Genomic DNA, 13,619 nt, shown 5'->3' on the forward strand with positions numbered 1-13,619 from the left:
CGGTCGCGACGCAGCGACCGCCGTCAGGTGGACGGGCCGAGGGGGATCGTCGCGAGGTAGGCGTCGAGCTCCGCGCCGGCGAAGTGCGAGATGCGCAGCGCCCGTCGGGCGTCGGCCGTCTCGGGGGACGCCAGCGCGTCGACGAACGCCGTCCGGAGCTCGTCGACGTGACGGTCGTCGACCGAGCGGCGGGCGGTGACCGCCGGTGTGGGGATCCGCGGCCCGCGGCCGACCCGGTGGAGGTCCGCGACGAGGCCGGGCTCCTCGGCCTCGATCAGCGCCAGGCTCCACGCGTCGATGCAGGCGAGGTCGGCCTCGCCGTCGGCCAGCGCCCGCAGGCTGTCGACGTGGGCGCTCGTGAACGTCACGGTGCCCGGCCAGCGGTCGCCCGGCCCGACCGTCGCCGCCCGCAGGCTGTGCCAGCCGGACAGCGAATCCGCGCTGTTGGCGACGGCGTGCACGTGCGGGCCGACGAGGTCCGCGAGCGGCCGGTCCTGGGCGCTGAGCAGCACGCTGCGGTAGTGGGCGTCGCGATCGGCGTCGGGCAGGTCGAGCGAGAACGCGCCGACGAGGTGCATGTCGTCGCGGTGCAGCGCGGCGAACGGCCATCCGCACACGTGGGTGACGATGCAGTCGTCGTCGTACCACCGGGCGTGGACGTCGCCGGAGCGCGTGAGGGCGTCGGGGGTCCACGGCGCGCGCCGGTGGACGGCCGTCCACAGCTCGTCCCACGCCCACGCGACCGACGAGAACGGGTACATCCCCAGCTCGACGTGCGGGGTGCTCACGATGGGCTCCTCTCCTCGAGATCGCGGACGGCGTCGTGCTCGACGATCACGGCCGTGACGCGACGGTGCCGCCCGGTCGGGGCGGCACCGCTGCGTTCGATCGGATCGGCCGGGGACGACCGGCCGACGGGGCTCAGGCCTCGGTGTTGGTCGGCTTGCCCTCGCGACGGCCGTAGCGCTTGTTGAACCGCTCCACCCGTCCACCGGAGTCGACGAGCTTCTGCTTGCCCGTGAAGAACGGGTGGCACTCGTTGCAGAGCTCGACCGTCAGGTCGCCCTCGACGGTCGACTTGGTGGTGAAGGTGTTGCCGCACGAGCACTTCACGGTCGTGTCGGTGTACGTGGGGTGGGCGTCGGTCTTCATGGTCTCCTCTTTCGATCCTGCGGTGACGGCTGAACATCCGCGCGGGACGTTCGTCGTCGGTCGATCAGCGCCCGGTGACGCTATCGGTGTGCAACGCCGAACGACGGACGCGCATTCCCGTCCGCCGCGCCCATCGGGTGTCCGCGTCGTGCGGGGCCGGTCGATCGACGTCGACCGGGTGGTGCGACGGATCGCTCACATCCCCGGTTGACGGGCGATCTCGCTGAGGAACTCCGAGTTCGACTTGAACGTCTTCAGGCGGTCCATCAGCAGCTCGAGGCCCGGGGCGGCGTTGCCGTCGGCGGCGAGGCCGCTGAGCACTCGACGCAGCTTCCACACCATCTGCAGCTCCTTGCGATCGAAGAGCAGCTCCTCGTGGCGGGTGCTCGACGCGTCGACGTCGATCGCCGGGTAGATGCGGCGCTCCGCGACCTTGCGGTCGAGGCGCAGCTCCATGTTGCCCGTGCCCTTGAACTCCTCGAAGATCGCTTCGTCCATCCGGCTGTTCGTGTCCACCAGCGCGGTGGCCAGGATGGTGAGCGAGCCGCCCTCCTCCACGTTGCGTGCGGCGCCGAAGAACTTCTTCGGCGGGTAGAGCGCACCGGCGTCGATGCCGCCGGACAGGATGCGCCCGCTGGCGGGGGCAGCGAGGTTGTAGGCGCGGCTCAGGCGGGTGATGCCGTCGAGCATGATCACGACGTCCTTGCCGTCCTCGACGAGCCGCTTCGCCTTCGCGATCGTCATCTCGGCGACCGCGGTGTGCTCGTCGCTCGGCCGATCGAAGGTCGAGGAGATGACCTCGCCCTCGACCGTGCGCTCGATGTCGGTGACCTCCTCGGGCCGCTCGTCGATGAGCAGCATGATGAGGCTGACCTCGGGGTTGTTCTTCTCGATCATCTTGGCGATCGTCTTCATGATCGTCGTCTTGCCGGCCTTGGGCGGCGAGACCAGGATGCCTCTCTGGCCCTTGCCGATCGGGCTGATGAGATCGATGATCCGCGCCGTCATGTTCGTCGGGTCCGACGGGTCCTCGAGGGTGAGGCGCTCGTCGGGGAACAGCGCGGTCAGGTTCTCGAAGCGGGGCCGCTTCTTGGCCTGCTCGGGATCGCCGCCGTTGACGGTGTGGACCTCGAGCAGCGCCGGGTTCTTCTCGTTGCGCTGGGGCGGGCGCATCTTGCCCGTCAGGTGGTCGCCCTTGCGCAGCCCGTACTGACGGGCGAGCTTGACCGGGATGTAGGCGTCGTCCTTGCTCGGCAGGTACCCCTCGATGCGCAGGAAGCCGTAGCCCTCGTCGCGCATGTCGAGGTGACCCGAGACCTCGATCGGCTCGTTGGACTGGGGCTGGCCGTCGTCGTCGAGCAGCTCGACGTCGTCGCCCTGGGGACCCTCCTGGCCCCGGTTGCCGCCCTTGCGGCGACGACGACGACGCTTGTTGCTCCCGCCGCCGTCGGAGTTGCCGCCGCCCTGGTTGCCGCCGCCCTGGTTGCCGCCGCCCTGGTTGCCGCCGCTCTGGTTGCGGCTGCCGCCCTGGTTGCCGTCGCGCTGGTTGCCGCCGCTCTGGTTGCCGTTGCCGCCCTGGTTGCCGTCGCGCTGGTTGCCGCTGGCGGTCTGGTTGCCGTCGCGCTGGTTGCCGTTGCCTCTGCCGCTCTGCTTGCCGTCACCGCGGTTCCGGCCACCCGTGTCGCCACGGCTCGAGTCGTCGCGGCTCGAGTCGTCGCGGCCCGAGTCGCGATCGCGCTCGGGGCCCGCGGCCGAGGAGCGCCCGGCGTCGCTCAGATCGCGGCCCGTGCCGCGGGGACCTCCGCTCCGTCGTGCGTCGTCGGAGCCGCCACGCCCGGGCGTGGCCTGGTCGGATCGGGACCCACCGGAACCGTCGGCGCGCTCGCGGGAACCACCGGCGCTCTCCGGCTCGACCGGATCGGAGGCCTCACCCGTCGCGGCCAGCTCGATCTCCCAGTCGGCGAGGGGCTCGCCGTCGGGTCCGACCGGGCCGGTGGCGCCGCCCTCCGGCGCGCTCGACCCGTTCGTGCCCGCGCGATCGCCCGTCGACGACGGCGCGGGCGCCGTGTCGTCGTCGCGCCTCGCGGAACCGGACCCGTTCGACCCGTTGGTCGACGGCGCCGAGGCGGACGAGCCGCCGGCGACGTCGATGATCCGATCGACGAGGTCCGCCTTCTTCAACTTCGAGACGCCCTTGACGCCGAGCGCCTTGGCGATCTGCAGGAGCTGATCCTTGTCCTTGCCTTCCAGCACGGACTGTTCGAGTGCCTCTGCGGCCATCGTTGCCTCTCTTTCGCCACCGGTGGAGACGGGATGGCGAGTCTGGTCCAGAGGACGGGGACGTTCTCGTGCCACGCTCGTGGCACACCGCCTGGGGTTCCCCTGAGACAATTCGCACGCTCCGGACAGTTCCGAGGTGCGATCCGGTGAGAACCGGACGCAGCGAGGATACGCCGGACCGCTCTCGCATTGCAACGTCACGGAGGCGGGCGCGGCGGCGCGCCCGACGGCCGATCATCACCGGTCTCCGTCGTCGCCGCGCGACGACGCACGACCGGGTCGAGGCGCGCCCCGGAGCGGTTCGCTACGGTCGCCTCGTAAAGAGGACACCGCGGACAGGTCAGAGGGTCGCTCTGGCGGCCCTGCTCGCAGCGACGATGTGGACGGGAGCCTCCACGGCGCGAGCCGACTCCCTCGTCGGCGACGAACGGGTGTGCTTCGAGGTCGAGGGCGATCCGGCGAGACGGCGATCGTCAACCTGACCCCGGTCGGCGCGTCGGGGACGGGGTACGGCCAGCTGGTCTCCTCCGACGTCGCCGACCCACCCGTCGCCGCGAACGTCAACCACACCCGGGGCTCCATCGACCCGAACGTCGCCCTCGCCCCGATCGGCGCCGACGGCGAGGTGTGCTCCGTCAACGGGCCCACCGCGGACGTGTTCCTCGTCGCCGACCAGATCGGGCGCCTCGCCGCCTCGGTGCTCACCGGGGCCGGCGACTCCGGGGCTCCACGTCGCCTCGTCGACACCCGTGACGGCGCTCCGCGCCGTCTCGGCCCGACCTCCCGCCTGTGCGTGGCCGCCGCCGGCGATCCCGGCGACGCGACCGTCGTGAACCTGACGCCGGTGCGCGCCTCGGGCACCGGGTACGGCCAGCTCGTGTCCTCCGACGTGGTCGTGGCGCCGGTCGCCGCGAACGTCAACTACACCGTCGGATCCATCGACCCCAACGTCGCGCTCGCCCCGATCGGCGCCGACGGGGAGGTGTGCTTCGTCAACGGCCCCACCGCCGGCGTCGACCTCGTCGCCGACCAGATCGGCGCCATCGACGCCGGCGCGCACAGCGCCGCGACCACGACCGGCGCGCCCGAGCGACGGGCCGACACCCGTGTCGACGGGGCGCGGCTCGCACCGTCGCAGCGGCGGTGCTTCCCGGTCGACGGAGCCGTCGGTGACGCCGCCGTGGTCAACCTGACCCCCGTGCGCGCCTCGGGGACGGGCTACGGGCAGCTCGTCTCCTCGGACGCGGTCGATCTCGAGGTCGCCGCGAACGTCAACTACACCGTCGGATCCATCGACCCCAACGTGGCGCTCGCCCCGATCGGCGCCGACGGGGAGGTGTGCTTCGTCAACGGCCCCACCGCCGGCGTCGACCTCGTCGCCGACCAGATCGGCGCGATCGCGGCGGACCGCTCGGTGGTGGGCGACTCCCCCGTCCGCGTCCTCGACACCCGCACGACGGCGGCCCGGCGAGACCTGGTGCTGCGCGCCGACGCCGTCGGGTACGCACGGTTCGGCGCCGATCGCGACACGGCACTGGCGTACCTGACGTCGGGACTCAGCACCGCCACCTCGACGGGCCCGCTCACCGAGTTCACGCCGACCGACGATCGAGGGTTCCCGGTCCGCGAGGACGCCGACGGGCGGGTCTTCGAGCACCCCTGGGGACAGAGCGTGTGCTGGTCGAACGACTTCTGCGCGCAGCTCGGGGGTGACTCCCCCGACCGGCTCGAGCTCGTCGGCTACACGCAGTGGGACGGGCCGAGCCCCCTCGCGACCGAGGACGGGGTCCGGCCGGGGTCGCGGTGGGCCGAGCACCTCGACGTCACGGCCCTCGTCGCACCGACCTGCTACACGACAGCGCTGCTGACGACGCGGGGGATCGACGTCTTCGCCGAGTCCCGCGGATCTCGCTTCATCGGGCTCGATCAGCGCCCGCGCCCGGTCCCCGACCCCCGCGACGTCGTCGTGGTGGGGCTCGGATCCGGCGATCGCATCCGCGACCTCGTCGACTGCTGAGGGCGGCCGTCGCGGTCCGCGGAGGACCGCGTCAGCGGGCGACGAGGCGGTCGACGAGCGCCTCGACCGCGGCGAGGTCGTTCGCGACGGTCTGGGTCCGCTCCGGGCGGGCGAAGAGGTCGGCGAGGTGGTCGGGCAGCGGCGGGCGGACGCCCGTCGCCCGCTCGACCGCGTCGGGGAACTTCGCAGGGTGCGCCGTCGCGAGGGTGACCATCGGGGTGTCCGGGCCGTCGGGTCCGCCGAACAGGGCGGCCGCCGCCGTGCCCGTGGCGGTGTGCGGATCGATCAGCATCTGCGTCGCCGACCGCATCCGCTCGATCTCGTGGAGGGTGGAGTCGTCGTCGATCGCCGCGGCTCGGAAGCTGCCGGTGACGAACTCGGCGCGCTGGTCGGGCTCGACGTCGAGGCGGCCCATCCGCCGGAACCGATCGAGCTGCTCGGCGGTCATCGCGCCGTCTCGCCCGTTCATCTCGAACAGCAGGCGCTCGAAGTTCGACGACACCTGGATGTCCATCGACGGGCTCAGCGAGGGCACCACCGGGCGCGCCGACATGTCGCCGTCGTTGACGAAGCGCGTGAGGATGTCGTTGGAGTTCGACGCGAGCACGAAGTCGCGGATCGGCGCCCCCATCTCCCGGGCGATCCACCCCGCGAGGACGTTGCCGAAGTTGCCGGTCGGGACGACGAACGTGGCCGGATCGGCGAACGTCTCGGCGGCCACGACGTAGTACACGGTCTGGGCCATCACCCGCGCCCAGTTGATCGAGTTCACCGCGGACAGGTCGTGGCGCGCCCGGAACTCGGCGTCGTTGAACATCGCCTTCACCAGGTCCTGGCAGTCGTCGAAGGTCCCTTCGACCGCCACCGCGTGGGCGTTGGGCGCCTCGACGGTGGTCATCTGGCGACGCTGCACCTCGCTCGTGCGCCCGAGCGGGTAGAGGATCACGATGTCGACGTGCGCGCACCCCGCGACCCCGTCGATCGCGGCCGAGCCGGTGTCGCCGCTCGTCGCCCCGACGATCGTCACGTGGCGTCGGCGCTGTGCGAGCACGTGGTCGAACATCCGCCCGACGAGCTGCAGGGCGACGTCCTTGAACGCCAGCGTCGGGCCGTGGAACAGCTCCTGCACCCACTGGTTCGCGCCGGTCTGGACGAGGGGCGTGACGGCGGGGTGGCGGAAGGTCGCGCACGCCCGCGTGCACAGCTCGGTGAGCGTGGCCTCGTCGAGATCGGGCTCGACGAAGGGCAGCATCACCTCGACCGCCCGCTCCACGTACCCCCCGCCCCGGCTCCGACGCCCGGCGAGGCGGGGCCACGTCTGCGGGACGTAGAGGCCGCCGTCGGGAGCCAGCCCGCCGAGGAGGACGTCCGCGAAGCCGAGCTCGGGAGCTCGCCCACGGGTCGAGACGTAGCGCACCGGCTCAGCCGCCCACGACGCGCAGCAGGCCGCCGACGTTGCGCACGACCTCGAGACCGCGCAGCTCGCGCACCGTCGCCTGCACGGCGGACTCGAGCGCGGAGTGGGTGATGAACACCAGGCGGGCGTCGGGGCCGTTGCCCTCCTGCTCGGCGACGCGGATGCTGACCCCGTGGCCGGCGAACACGCCCGTCACCGCGTGCAGCACCCCGGGCTGGTCGGCGACGTCGAGCCCGAGCAGGTACTCGGCCTCGGTCTCGTCGATCGGGCGGATCACCGCGTCGTGCAGCGCCCCGATCGATCCGTGGGTGTCGTTGCGCAGGTTGCGTGCGGCGTCGACGACGTCGCCGAAGACGGCGCTCGCGGTCGGCGCTCCGCCGGCGCCGCGACCGAAGAACATCAGCGAGTCCGCGAAGTCGCCCTCGACGAAGACCGCGTTGAAGCTGTCGCGCACGTTCGCGAGCGGGTGCTGGAGGGGCACCATCGCCGGGTGCACGCGCACGCTCACCTCCTCCGAGGTCGGGTCGCGCTCGATGATCCCGAGCAGCTTGACGCAGTAGCCGAGGCGGTCGGCGATCGCGATCTCCGCCCCGGTCACCCGGCTGATGCCCTCGTGGTACACGTCGCCCTGGACCACCTTCGCGCCGAAGGCGGCGGTCGCGATGATCGCCGCCTTCGCTCCGGCGTCGTACCCCTCGACGTCGGCGGTCGGGTCGCGCTCGGCGTACCCGAGCGCCTGGGCCTCGGCGAGCGTCGCCGCGTAGTCGCCCTCCCCGCCCGCCAGCACGGCGTCGGTCATCTTGGTGAGGATGAAGTTGGTCGTGCCGTTGATGATCCCCATGACGCGGGTGATCGGCTCGCCGTAGAGCGATTCGCGCAGGGCGCGCATGATCGGGATGCCGCCGGCGACCGCCGCCTCGAACAGCAGGTCGCGCCCGGCGGCGTCGGCCGCGGCGTAGAGCTCGGCACCGCAGTTCGCTAGCAGCTCCTTGTTCGCCGTGACCACCGGCTTGCCGTGGGCCAGGGCCTCGAGGATGAGGCCGCGGGCGGGCTCGATCCCGCCGATCGCCTCGACGACCAGGTCGACGTCGGGATCGGACACCACCCCGTGCGAGTCGCGCGTGAGGACGCCGTCGGGCAGATCGACGTCGCGCTGGGCGGACAGGTTGCGCACCGAGACGCGGGCGACCTCGAGGCGGATCCCGCATCGCCGCTCGACCGCGTCGGCCTGCGTCGCGACCAGGTCGACGAGGGCACCGCCCACGTTCCCGCAGCCCAGCACGCCGATGCGCACGGTGTCGGGGCGCGCGCTGTCGTCGCGGTCGGGTCGCTCGTCGCTCACCGACCAGAGGCTAGGGGACGAGGGGGCCGCCCATCTCGTGAACGGGCACGGGCCGACGGAGGTCCCCTCAGCGGGGATCGAACACGTCGGTCGCGAGCAGGTCGTCGAAGGTCTCGCGCCGCACCACGACGCGTGCGTCGCCGTCCGCGCAGAACACCACCGGAGGGCGGGCGATCTTGTTGTAGTTCGAGCCCATCGAGTGGCCGTAGGCGCCGGTGACGGGCATCGCGAGCAGGTCGCCGACCGCCACCTCGCTCGGCAGGCGGGCGCCGAAGGCGAGCACGTCGCCCGATTCGCAGTGCTTGCCGACGAGGCGTGCGGTCAGCCCCCGCTCGGCCCGCACCGAGCGCGGGAGGAACGCCTCGTAGCCGGACCCGTAGAGGACCGGGCGCGGGTTGTCGCTCATCCCGCCGTCGACGGACACGTAGGTCCGCACGCCCGGGATCTCCTTGATGGTGCCGACGGTGTAGACGGTCAGCGCGGCGGCGGCCACGATCGCGCGGCCCGGCTCGACGCTCACCCGCGAACGCACCCCGAGCGAGTCGCAGGCGTCGAGCAGCACCGATCCCCACGTGGCGATGGTCGGCGCCTCCTCCCCCTCCACGTAGGCGACGCCGAGCCCGCCGCCGAGGACGAGCTCGGGGAGGTCGAGGGGCACGGCGAAGCGCGCCATCACCTCGGCTGCGCGCGCGAACGAGGACGCGTCGAACACGTTCGACCCGATGTGGCAGTGGACGCCCACGAGGCGCATCGCCGACGAGCGGCGCACGGCCTCCACGGCGCGCTCGGCGTCGCCGTTGCCGAGGTTGAACCCGAACTTGGAGTCGTCCTGCCCCGTCGAGATGTACTCGTGGGTGTGGGCGCTGACCCCGGGGGTGATGCGCGCCAGGACGTCGGGCGCCGGCCCCGCCCCCTCGGCGACGACGGCCTCGATGCGCTCGATCTCGTCGAAGGAGTCGACGACGACGTGGCGCACCCCGGCACCGATCGCCTGGCGCAGCTCGGCGACGGACTTGTTGTTCCCGTGCAGGGTGCAGGCCGAGGCCGGGACGCCGGCCGCCATCGCCACGTGGAGCTCGCCGCCCGACGCCACGTCGAGCAGCAGGCCCTCGTCGTGCGCGAGCTCGGCCATCGCCCGGCACAGGAACGCCTTCGTCGCGTAGATCACCCGGTCGCGCCCGAACGCCGCGACCGCCTCGCGGCAGCGTGCGCGCAGGTGCGCCTCGTCGTAGACGAAGACCGGGGTGCCGTGCTCGGCGGCGACCTCGGCGACCGAGCACCCGCCCACCACCAGGCCCCCGTCGTCGCCGACGGCGGCGGTGTCGGGCAGCAGCCGGGGGTCGATCGCGGACGAGCCCCCGGCGCCCGCGGACCCGGGCCCGGGGCCCGGGTCGCTCACATCCGCTCCGGCGCGGCGATCCCGAGCATCGCGAGCGACCGCTCGAGGACGCGGGCGGTGAGGTCGGCGAGGGCGAGGCGCGACGTCCGGACCGCCTCGTCGGAACCGAGGATCGGGCAGTGCTCGTAGAACGCGCTGAACGCGGTCGCGAGCTCGTGCAGCCAGGTGCACAGCTTGTGGGGGGAGAACGTGTCCAGCGCCGCCTCGACCGCCGTGGGGTGGGCGAGGACGAGGCGCGCGAGGGCCAGCTCCGACCGCTCGGTGAGCGTGATCGGTGCGGTGCGCACCGTCGCGCGGTCCACCCCGGCACGCCGGAAGATCGAGCAGATCCGGGCGTGCGCGTACTGGAGGTAGGGCCCGGTGTCGCCCTCGAAGGCGAGCATCCGGTCGAAGTCGAAGACGTAGTCCTTGACGCGGTCGGTCGACAGGTCGGCGTACTTGACGGCCCCGATGCCGATCGCGGTCGCCACGGCGGAGCGGGCCGCCGGCTCGAGGTCGGGGTTCCGCTCGAGCACCGCCGACTCGGCCCGCTCGACGGCCTCGTCGAGCAGCGCGACCAGCCGCACGGGCTCGCCCGAGCGCGTCTTGAGCCGCTTGCGGTCGGGCCCGAGCACGATGCCGAACGGCACGTGGACGGCCTCGGTCGAGTCGTCGAGCCACCCGGCCATCTCGGCCACGGCGAACACCATCTGGAAGTGCTGGGACTGACCGGCGTCGACGACGTAGAGCACGAGGTCGGCTCCGATGTCCTCGGTGCGCTCGATCAGGCAGGCGAGGTCGCTGGTCGCGTAGTTGAACCCGCCCGTGCCCTTCTGCACGATCAGCGGCAGCGGATCGCCGTCGCGGTTCTCGAAGCCCGGCGGGAACACGACGTCGGCGCCGTCGGACTCGACGAGGAGCCCCGCCGCGTCGAGGCGCTCGACCACGCCGGGCATCAGGGGCTGGTAGTGGCTCTCGCCGACCAGGTCGTCGTCGGTGAGCAGCACCCCCATCCGGTCGTACACGGTGCGGAAGTAGGCGGCGGAGAGCGCGACGAGCAGGCGCCAGAGGCGCAGGGTCTCGCCGTCGCCGCCCTGCAGGGCGACCACGCGCTGGCGCGACCGCTCGCGGAACTCCTCGGAGGCGTCGAACTTGCCGCGCGCCTGCTTGTAGAAGCCGTTCAGGTCACCGAGCGACAGCGAGTCGGCCGCCTCGGTCTCGCCGAGGTCGACGAGGTGCTCGATGAGCATCCCGAACGGGGTGCCCCAGTCGCCGATGTGGTTCTCCCGCTTCACCCGGTGGCCACGGGCCTCGAGCATCCGCACCAGCGAATCGCCGATCGCGGTCGAGCGGAGGTGGCCGACGTGCATCTCCTTGGCGACGTTCGGCGCCGAGTAGTCGACGACGACGGTCAGCGGCTCGTCGACGCGATCGAGGCCGAGGCCGGGATCCGCCGCGACGCTCGCCAGCTCGCGCTCGAGGAACCGCGGGTCGAAGGTGACGTTGACGAAGCCCGGGCCGGCCACCTCGAGCTCGGTGGCGATCTCGTCGAGCGCTCCCGACTCGACGATCCGGCGGGCCAGGTCGCGCGGGTCCGCGCCGAGGCGCTTCGCGAGGGCCAGCGCTCCGTTGATCTGGGCATCGGCTCGGTCGGAGGGGCGCACGACCGGGTCGACGTCGCCCTGGTCCTCCCCGGCGATCTCCGCGGCGATCCCGGACACGACCGGCCCGAGCCGCGCCGTGATGGTGGTGACGGGGTCCGACATGCGCCGGCAAGTCTGCCGGATCGCGGCTGCGACCGCGCGGCCCGCCGTCGCGGCGAGGGGATCACGCGCCGCACCGACCCCGGTGGCGCTCGCCGCCTGCCCTCTTCCCCGCTCGTCGGCGCTAGATTGCCGCCGTCACGCCTTCGTAGCTCAGGGGATAGAGCACTGGTTTCCGGAACCAGGTGTCGCAGGTTCGAATCCTGCCGAGGGCGCCACGGGACCGGTTCCGTCCCGTCGTCGGCGAACACGGCGCTCGTCGAGACGGCGCCCGGCGCCACGACGCTCGTCGGGTCAGAGCTCGGCGAGGGCGGCGTCCAGCAGGCCGCTGGCCCCGAACCGGAACGTCTCCGCGCTCGCCCACGACGGCCCGAGTCGGCGGTCGACCACGTCGAGCAGCGCCGCGGCGTCGTCGAGGGTGCGGATCCCTCCCGACGGCTTGAGCCCGACGGTGCGCCCGGCGCCCTCGATCACGTCGATCATCGCCTCGACGGCGCCCACGGTCGCGCCCGTGGCGGTCTTGCCCGTCGAGGTCTTGACGAAGTCGGCTCCTTCCTCGACGGCGACGCGCGCCGCCCTGCGCACGGCCTCCGCGTCGGCGAGCTCACCCGTCTCCAGGATCACCTTCAGGTGACGCCCGGCGCGGTGGACGATCGCGGCCACCGACGACACGACGGCGCGCGCCGGACCCTCGTCGCCGGCGCCGAGCGCGCCTCGGGGCAGCACCAGGTCGATCTCGTCGGCGCCGTCGGCCGTCGCTCGCTCGGTCTCGGCGACCACCGCCTCGAGCGGCGCCTCGCCCGAGGGGAAGTTCACCACCGTCGCGACGAGCGGAGCGGCGGATCCGTGCCGTGCGACGAGCTCGGCGCAGCGCGCCACGTGGTCGGGCCACACGCACACGGCGGGGCACCCGTGGCGCGCGGCGCGCTCGACGAGGCCGTCGATCCCGTCCACCCGACGATCGTCGGCGAGATCGGTGAGGTCGATGAGCGCGACGACCCGATGGGCGAGGCCCGAGCGCGAGGTCATGTCACCCGACGGTAGCCCCGACCCGGGCCCACGGTGATGAAAGCGCTTACACTCGTGCTGCGACATGGGGAACGTCTCGGACACACCGACGTCGCGGGCGACCGTGGAGCCCACCGCCCCTCCCGGGCGCGACGGGCGATCGGTGACGATCGAGGACGTGGCCGTGCACGCCGGCGTGTCCGTGGCGACGGTCAGCCGTGCGTTGCGCGGCCTCCCGAACGTGGCCGACTCCACCCGCCGCCGCGTCCACGACGCGGCGGAGCGACTCACGTACCGACCCGACCCGGCGGCGGCGCGCCTGGCGGCGGGGACGACCGGCACGGTGTCGGTGGTCGTCCCCGCCCTCGACGGGTGGTACTTCTCCAACGTCGTGGCCGGGGCCGAGGCGGTCGCGGCCGACGAAGGGCTCGAGTTCCAGGTGATCGGGGTGGCCAGCCCGGCGGATCGCGACCGGCTCCTCGCCGGAGCCCGCCGACTGGAGCGACGGACCGACGGCGTGGTGCTGGTCGACCTCGCGATCGGCGCCGAGCAGGTCGCCTCGCTGGTCGCCCGCGGGATCGCGATCGCGACGGTGGGAACGCGGATCGACGGCCACCCCTGGGTCGGCATCGACGACCGACTGGTGGGTCGCCTCGCCGCGGATCACCTGGTCGGCCTCGGTCACCGCCACGTCGGCATGATCGGCGGGAGCTCGCCCGACCCGATGAGCGGCGAGGTCCCCCGTGCACGTCGTGCGGGCTTCGAGTCAGCGCTCGCCGAGCACGGCCTCGCTCTCGACGCCGCCGACGTCGCCGACGGGGTGTTCACGATGGAGGGCGGGCGCGAGGCGATGGAGCGGCTGCTCACCTCGAGCGATCGACCGACCGCGATCTTCTCGATGTCCGACGAGATGGCCTTCGGAGCGCTGATGGCGTGCCGAGACCACGGCCTCGAACCCGGCTCGGACGTGTCGCTGATCGGGGTCGACGACCACGAGTTCTCCCAGGTCGTGGACCTGACCACCGTCGGCCAGGACGTCGCCGAGCACGGAGCGCGGGCGGCTCGCGCGCTGATCGACGCGATGTCGCGGACGACGTCCGGGGGGGATCGCGCGAGATCCGCCTCGCCGGCACCCGACGAAGCACCCGAGGAACGGTTCGTCGGCGACGTCGGTCTCGTCCTGCGGTCCACCACCGGTCCTCCCCGACCCGGCAGCGCCGACCGCTGAGCGTGCGCTCCCCCCACCCCGGGTGCGCGACGGT

10 protein-coding genes and 1 tRNA gene are annotated in these 13,619 nt (G+C 72.8%); 3 read left to right on the forward strand and 8 right to left on the reverse strand.

What is annotated here, in order from left to right; translation table 11 throughout:
• Window positions 1-23: 23 nt before the first annotated feature.
• From ACOOHC_RS14300 to rho, 3 genes are all read right to left on the reverse strand, one after another.
• On the reverse strand, window positions 24-788 hold the full coding sequence (locus ACOOHC_RS14300; RefSeq protein ID WP_420451081.1) for a phosphate/phosphite/phosphonate ABC transporter substrate-binding protein: 765 nt from the start codon (window positions 786-788) through the stop codon (window positions 24-26).
• Between the two features lie 133 nt (window positions 789-921).
• Window positions 922-1,152: a 50S ribosomal protein L31 gene (gene rpmE / locus ACOOHC_RS14305; protein WP_420451082.1), complete on the reverse strand. Its 231-nt coding sequence runs from the start codon at window positions 1,150-1,152 to the stop codon at window positions 922-924.
• A gap of 195 nt (window positions 1,153-1,347) precedes the next feature.
• Complete coding sequence (gene rho, locus ACOOHC_RS14310; RefSeq protein WP_420451083.1) at window positions 1,348-3,432, reverse strand: transcription termination factor Rho; 2,085 nt, start codon at window positions 3,430-3,432, stop codon at window positions 1,348-1,350.
• A 433-nt stretch (window positions 3,433-3,865) separates the two neighbouring features.
• Between rho and ACOOHC_RS14315 the strand changes: the two genes are divergently transcribed.
• Window positions 3,866-5,449 (forward strand): hypothetical protein, encoded by a 1,584-nt coding sequence (locus tag ACOOHC_RS14315; protein WP_420451084.1) that lies wholly within the window; start codon window positions 3,866-3,868, stop codon window positions 5,447-5,449.
• 31 nt (window positions 5,450-5,480) lie between these two features.
• Here the strand turns inward: ACOOHC_RS14315 and thrC are convergent, their stop codons facing one another.
• The 4 genes from thrC to argS form a co-directional block, all read right to left on the reverse strand.
• Window positions 5,481-6,866 carry a threonine synthase gene (thrC, locus tag ACOOHC_RS14320; RefSeq protein WP_420451085.1) on the reverse strand — a complete coding sequence of 462 codons (1,386 nt, stop codon included), beginning with the start codon at window positions 6,864-6,866 and terminating at the stop codon, window positions 5,481-5,483.
• A 4-nt stretch (window positions 6,867-6,870) separates the two neighbouring features.
• Window positions 6,871-8,208, reverse strand: coding sequence for a homoserine dehydrogenase (locus ACOOHC_RS14325; RefSeq protein WP_420451086.1), 1,338 nt, complete (start codon window positions 8,206-8,208; stop codon window positions 6,871-6,873).
• A gap of 67 nt (window positions 8,209-8,275) precedes the next feature.
• On the reverse strand, window positions 8,276-9,607 hold the full coding sequence (gene lysA, locus ACOOHC_RS14330; RefSeq protein WP_420451087.1) for a diaminopimelate decarboxylase: 1,332 nt from the start codon (window positions 9,605-9,607) through the stop codon (window positions 8,276-8,278).
• The gene (gene argS / locus ACOOHC_RS14335) at window positions 9,604-11,352 is read right to left on the reverse strand and encodes an arginine--tRNA ligase (RefSeq protein WP_420451088.1); all 1,749 of its coding nucleotides are present in this window, start codon (window positions 11,350-11,352) and stop codon (window positions 9,604-9,606) included. The genes lysA and argS overlap by 4 nt, the downstream gene beginning before the upstream one ends.
• 139 nt (window positions 11,353-11,491) lie before the next feature.
• Here argS and ACOOHC_RS14340 point away from each other — a divergent pair.
• Window positions 11,492-11,567 (forward strand) — tRNA-Arg (locus ACOOHC_RS14340).
• A 76-nt stretch (window positions 11,568-11,643) separates the two neighbouring features.
• On the opposite strand, the gene deoC is transcribed toward ACOOHC_RS14340, so the two are convergent.
• Entirely contained in the window at window positions 11,644-12,378 is a 735-nt protein-coding gene (gene deoC / locus ACOOHC_RS14345) for a deoxyribose-phosphate aldolase (protein ID WP_420451089.1), read from the reverse strand.
• 142 nt (window positions 12,379-12,520) lie between these two features.
• Between deoC and ACOOHC_RS14350 the strand changes: the two genes are divergently transcribed.
• Complete coding sequence (locus ACOOHC_RS14350) at window positions 12,521-13,585, forward strand: LacI family DNA-binding transcriptional regulator (RefSeq protein WP_420451090.1); 1,065 nt, start codon at window positions 12,521-12,523, stop codon at window positions 13,583-13,585.
• The last annotated feature ends 34 nt before the right edge of the window (window positions 13,586-13,619 follow it).

The organism is Ilumatobacter sp. (assembly GCF_965215205.1).
GTDB lineage: Bacteria > Actinomycetota > Acidimicrobiia > Acidimicrobiales > Ilumatobacteraceae > Ilumatobacter_A.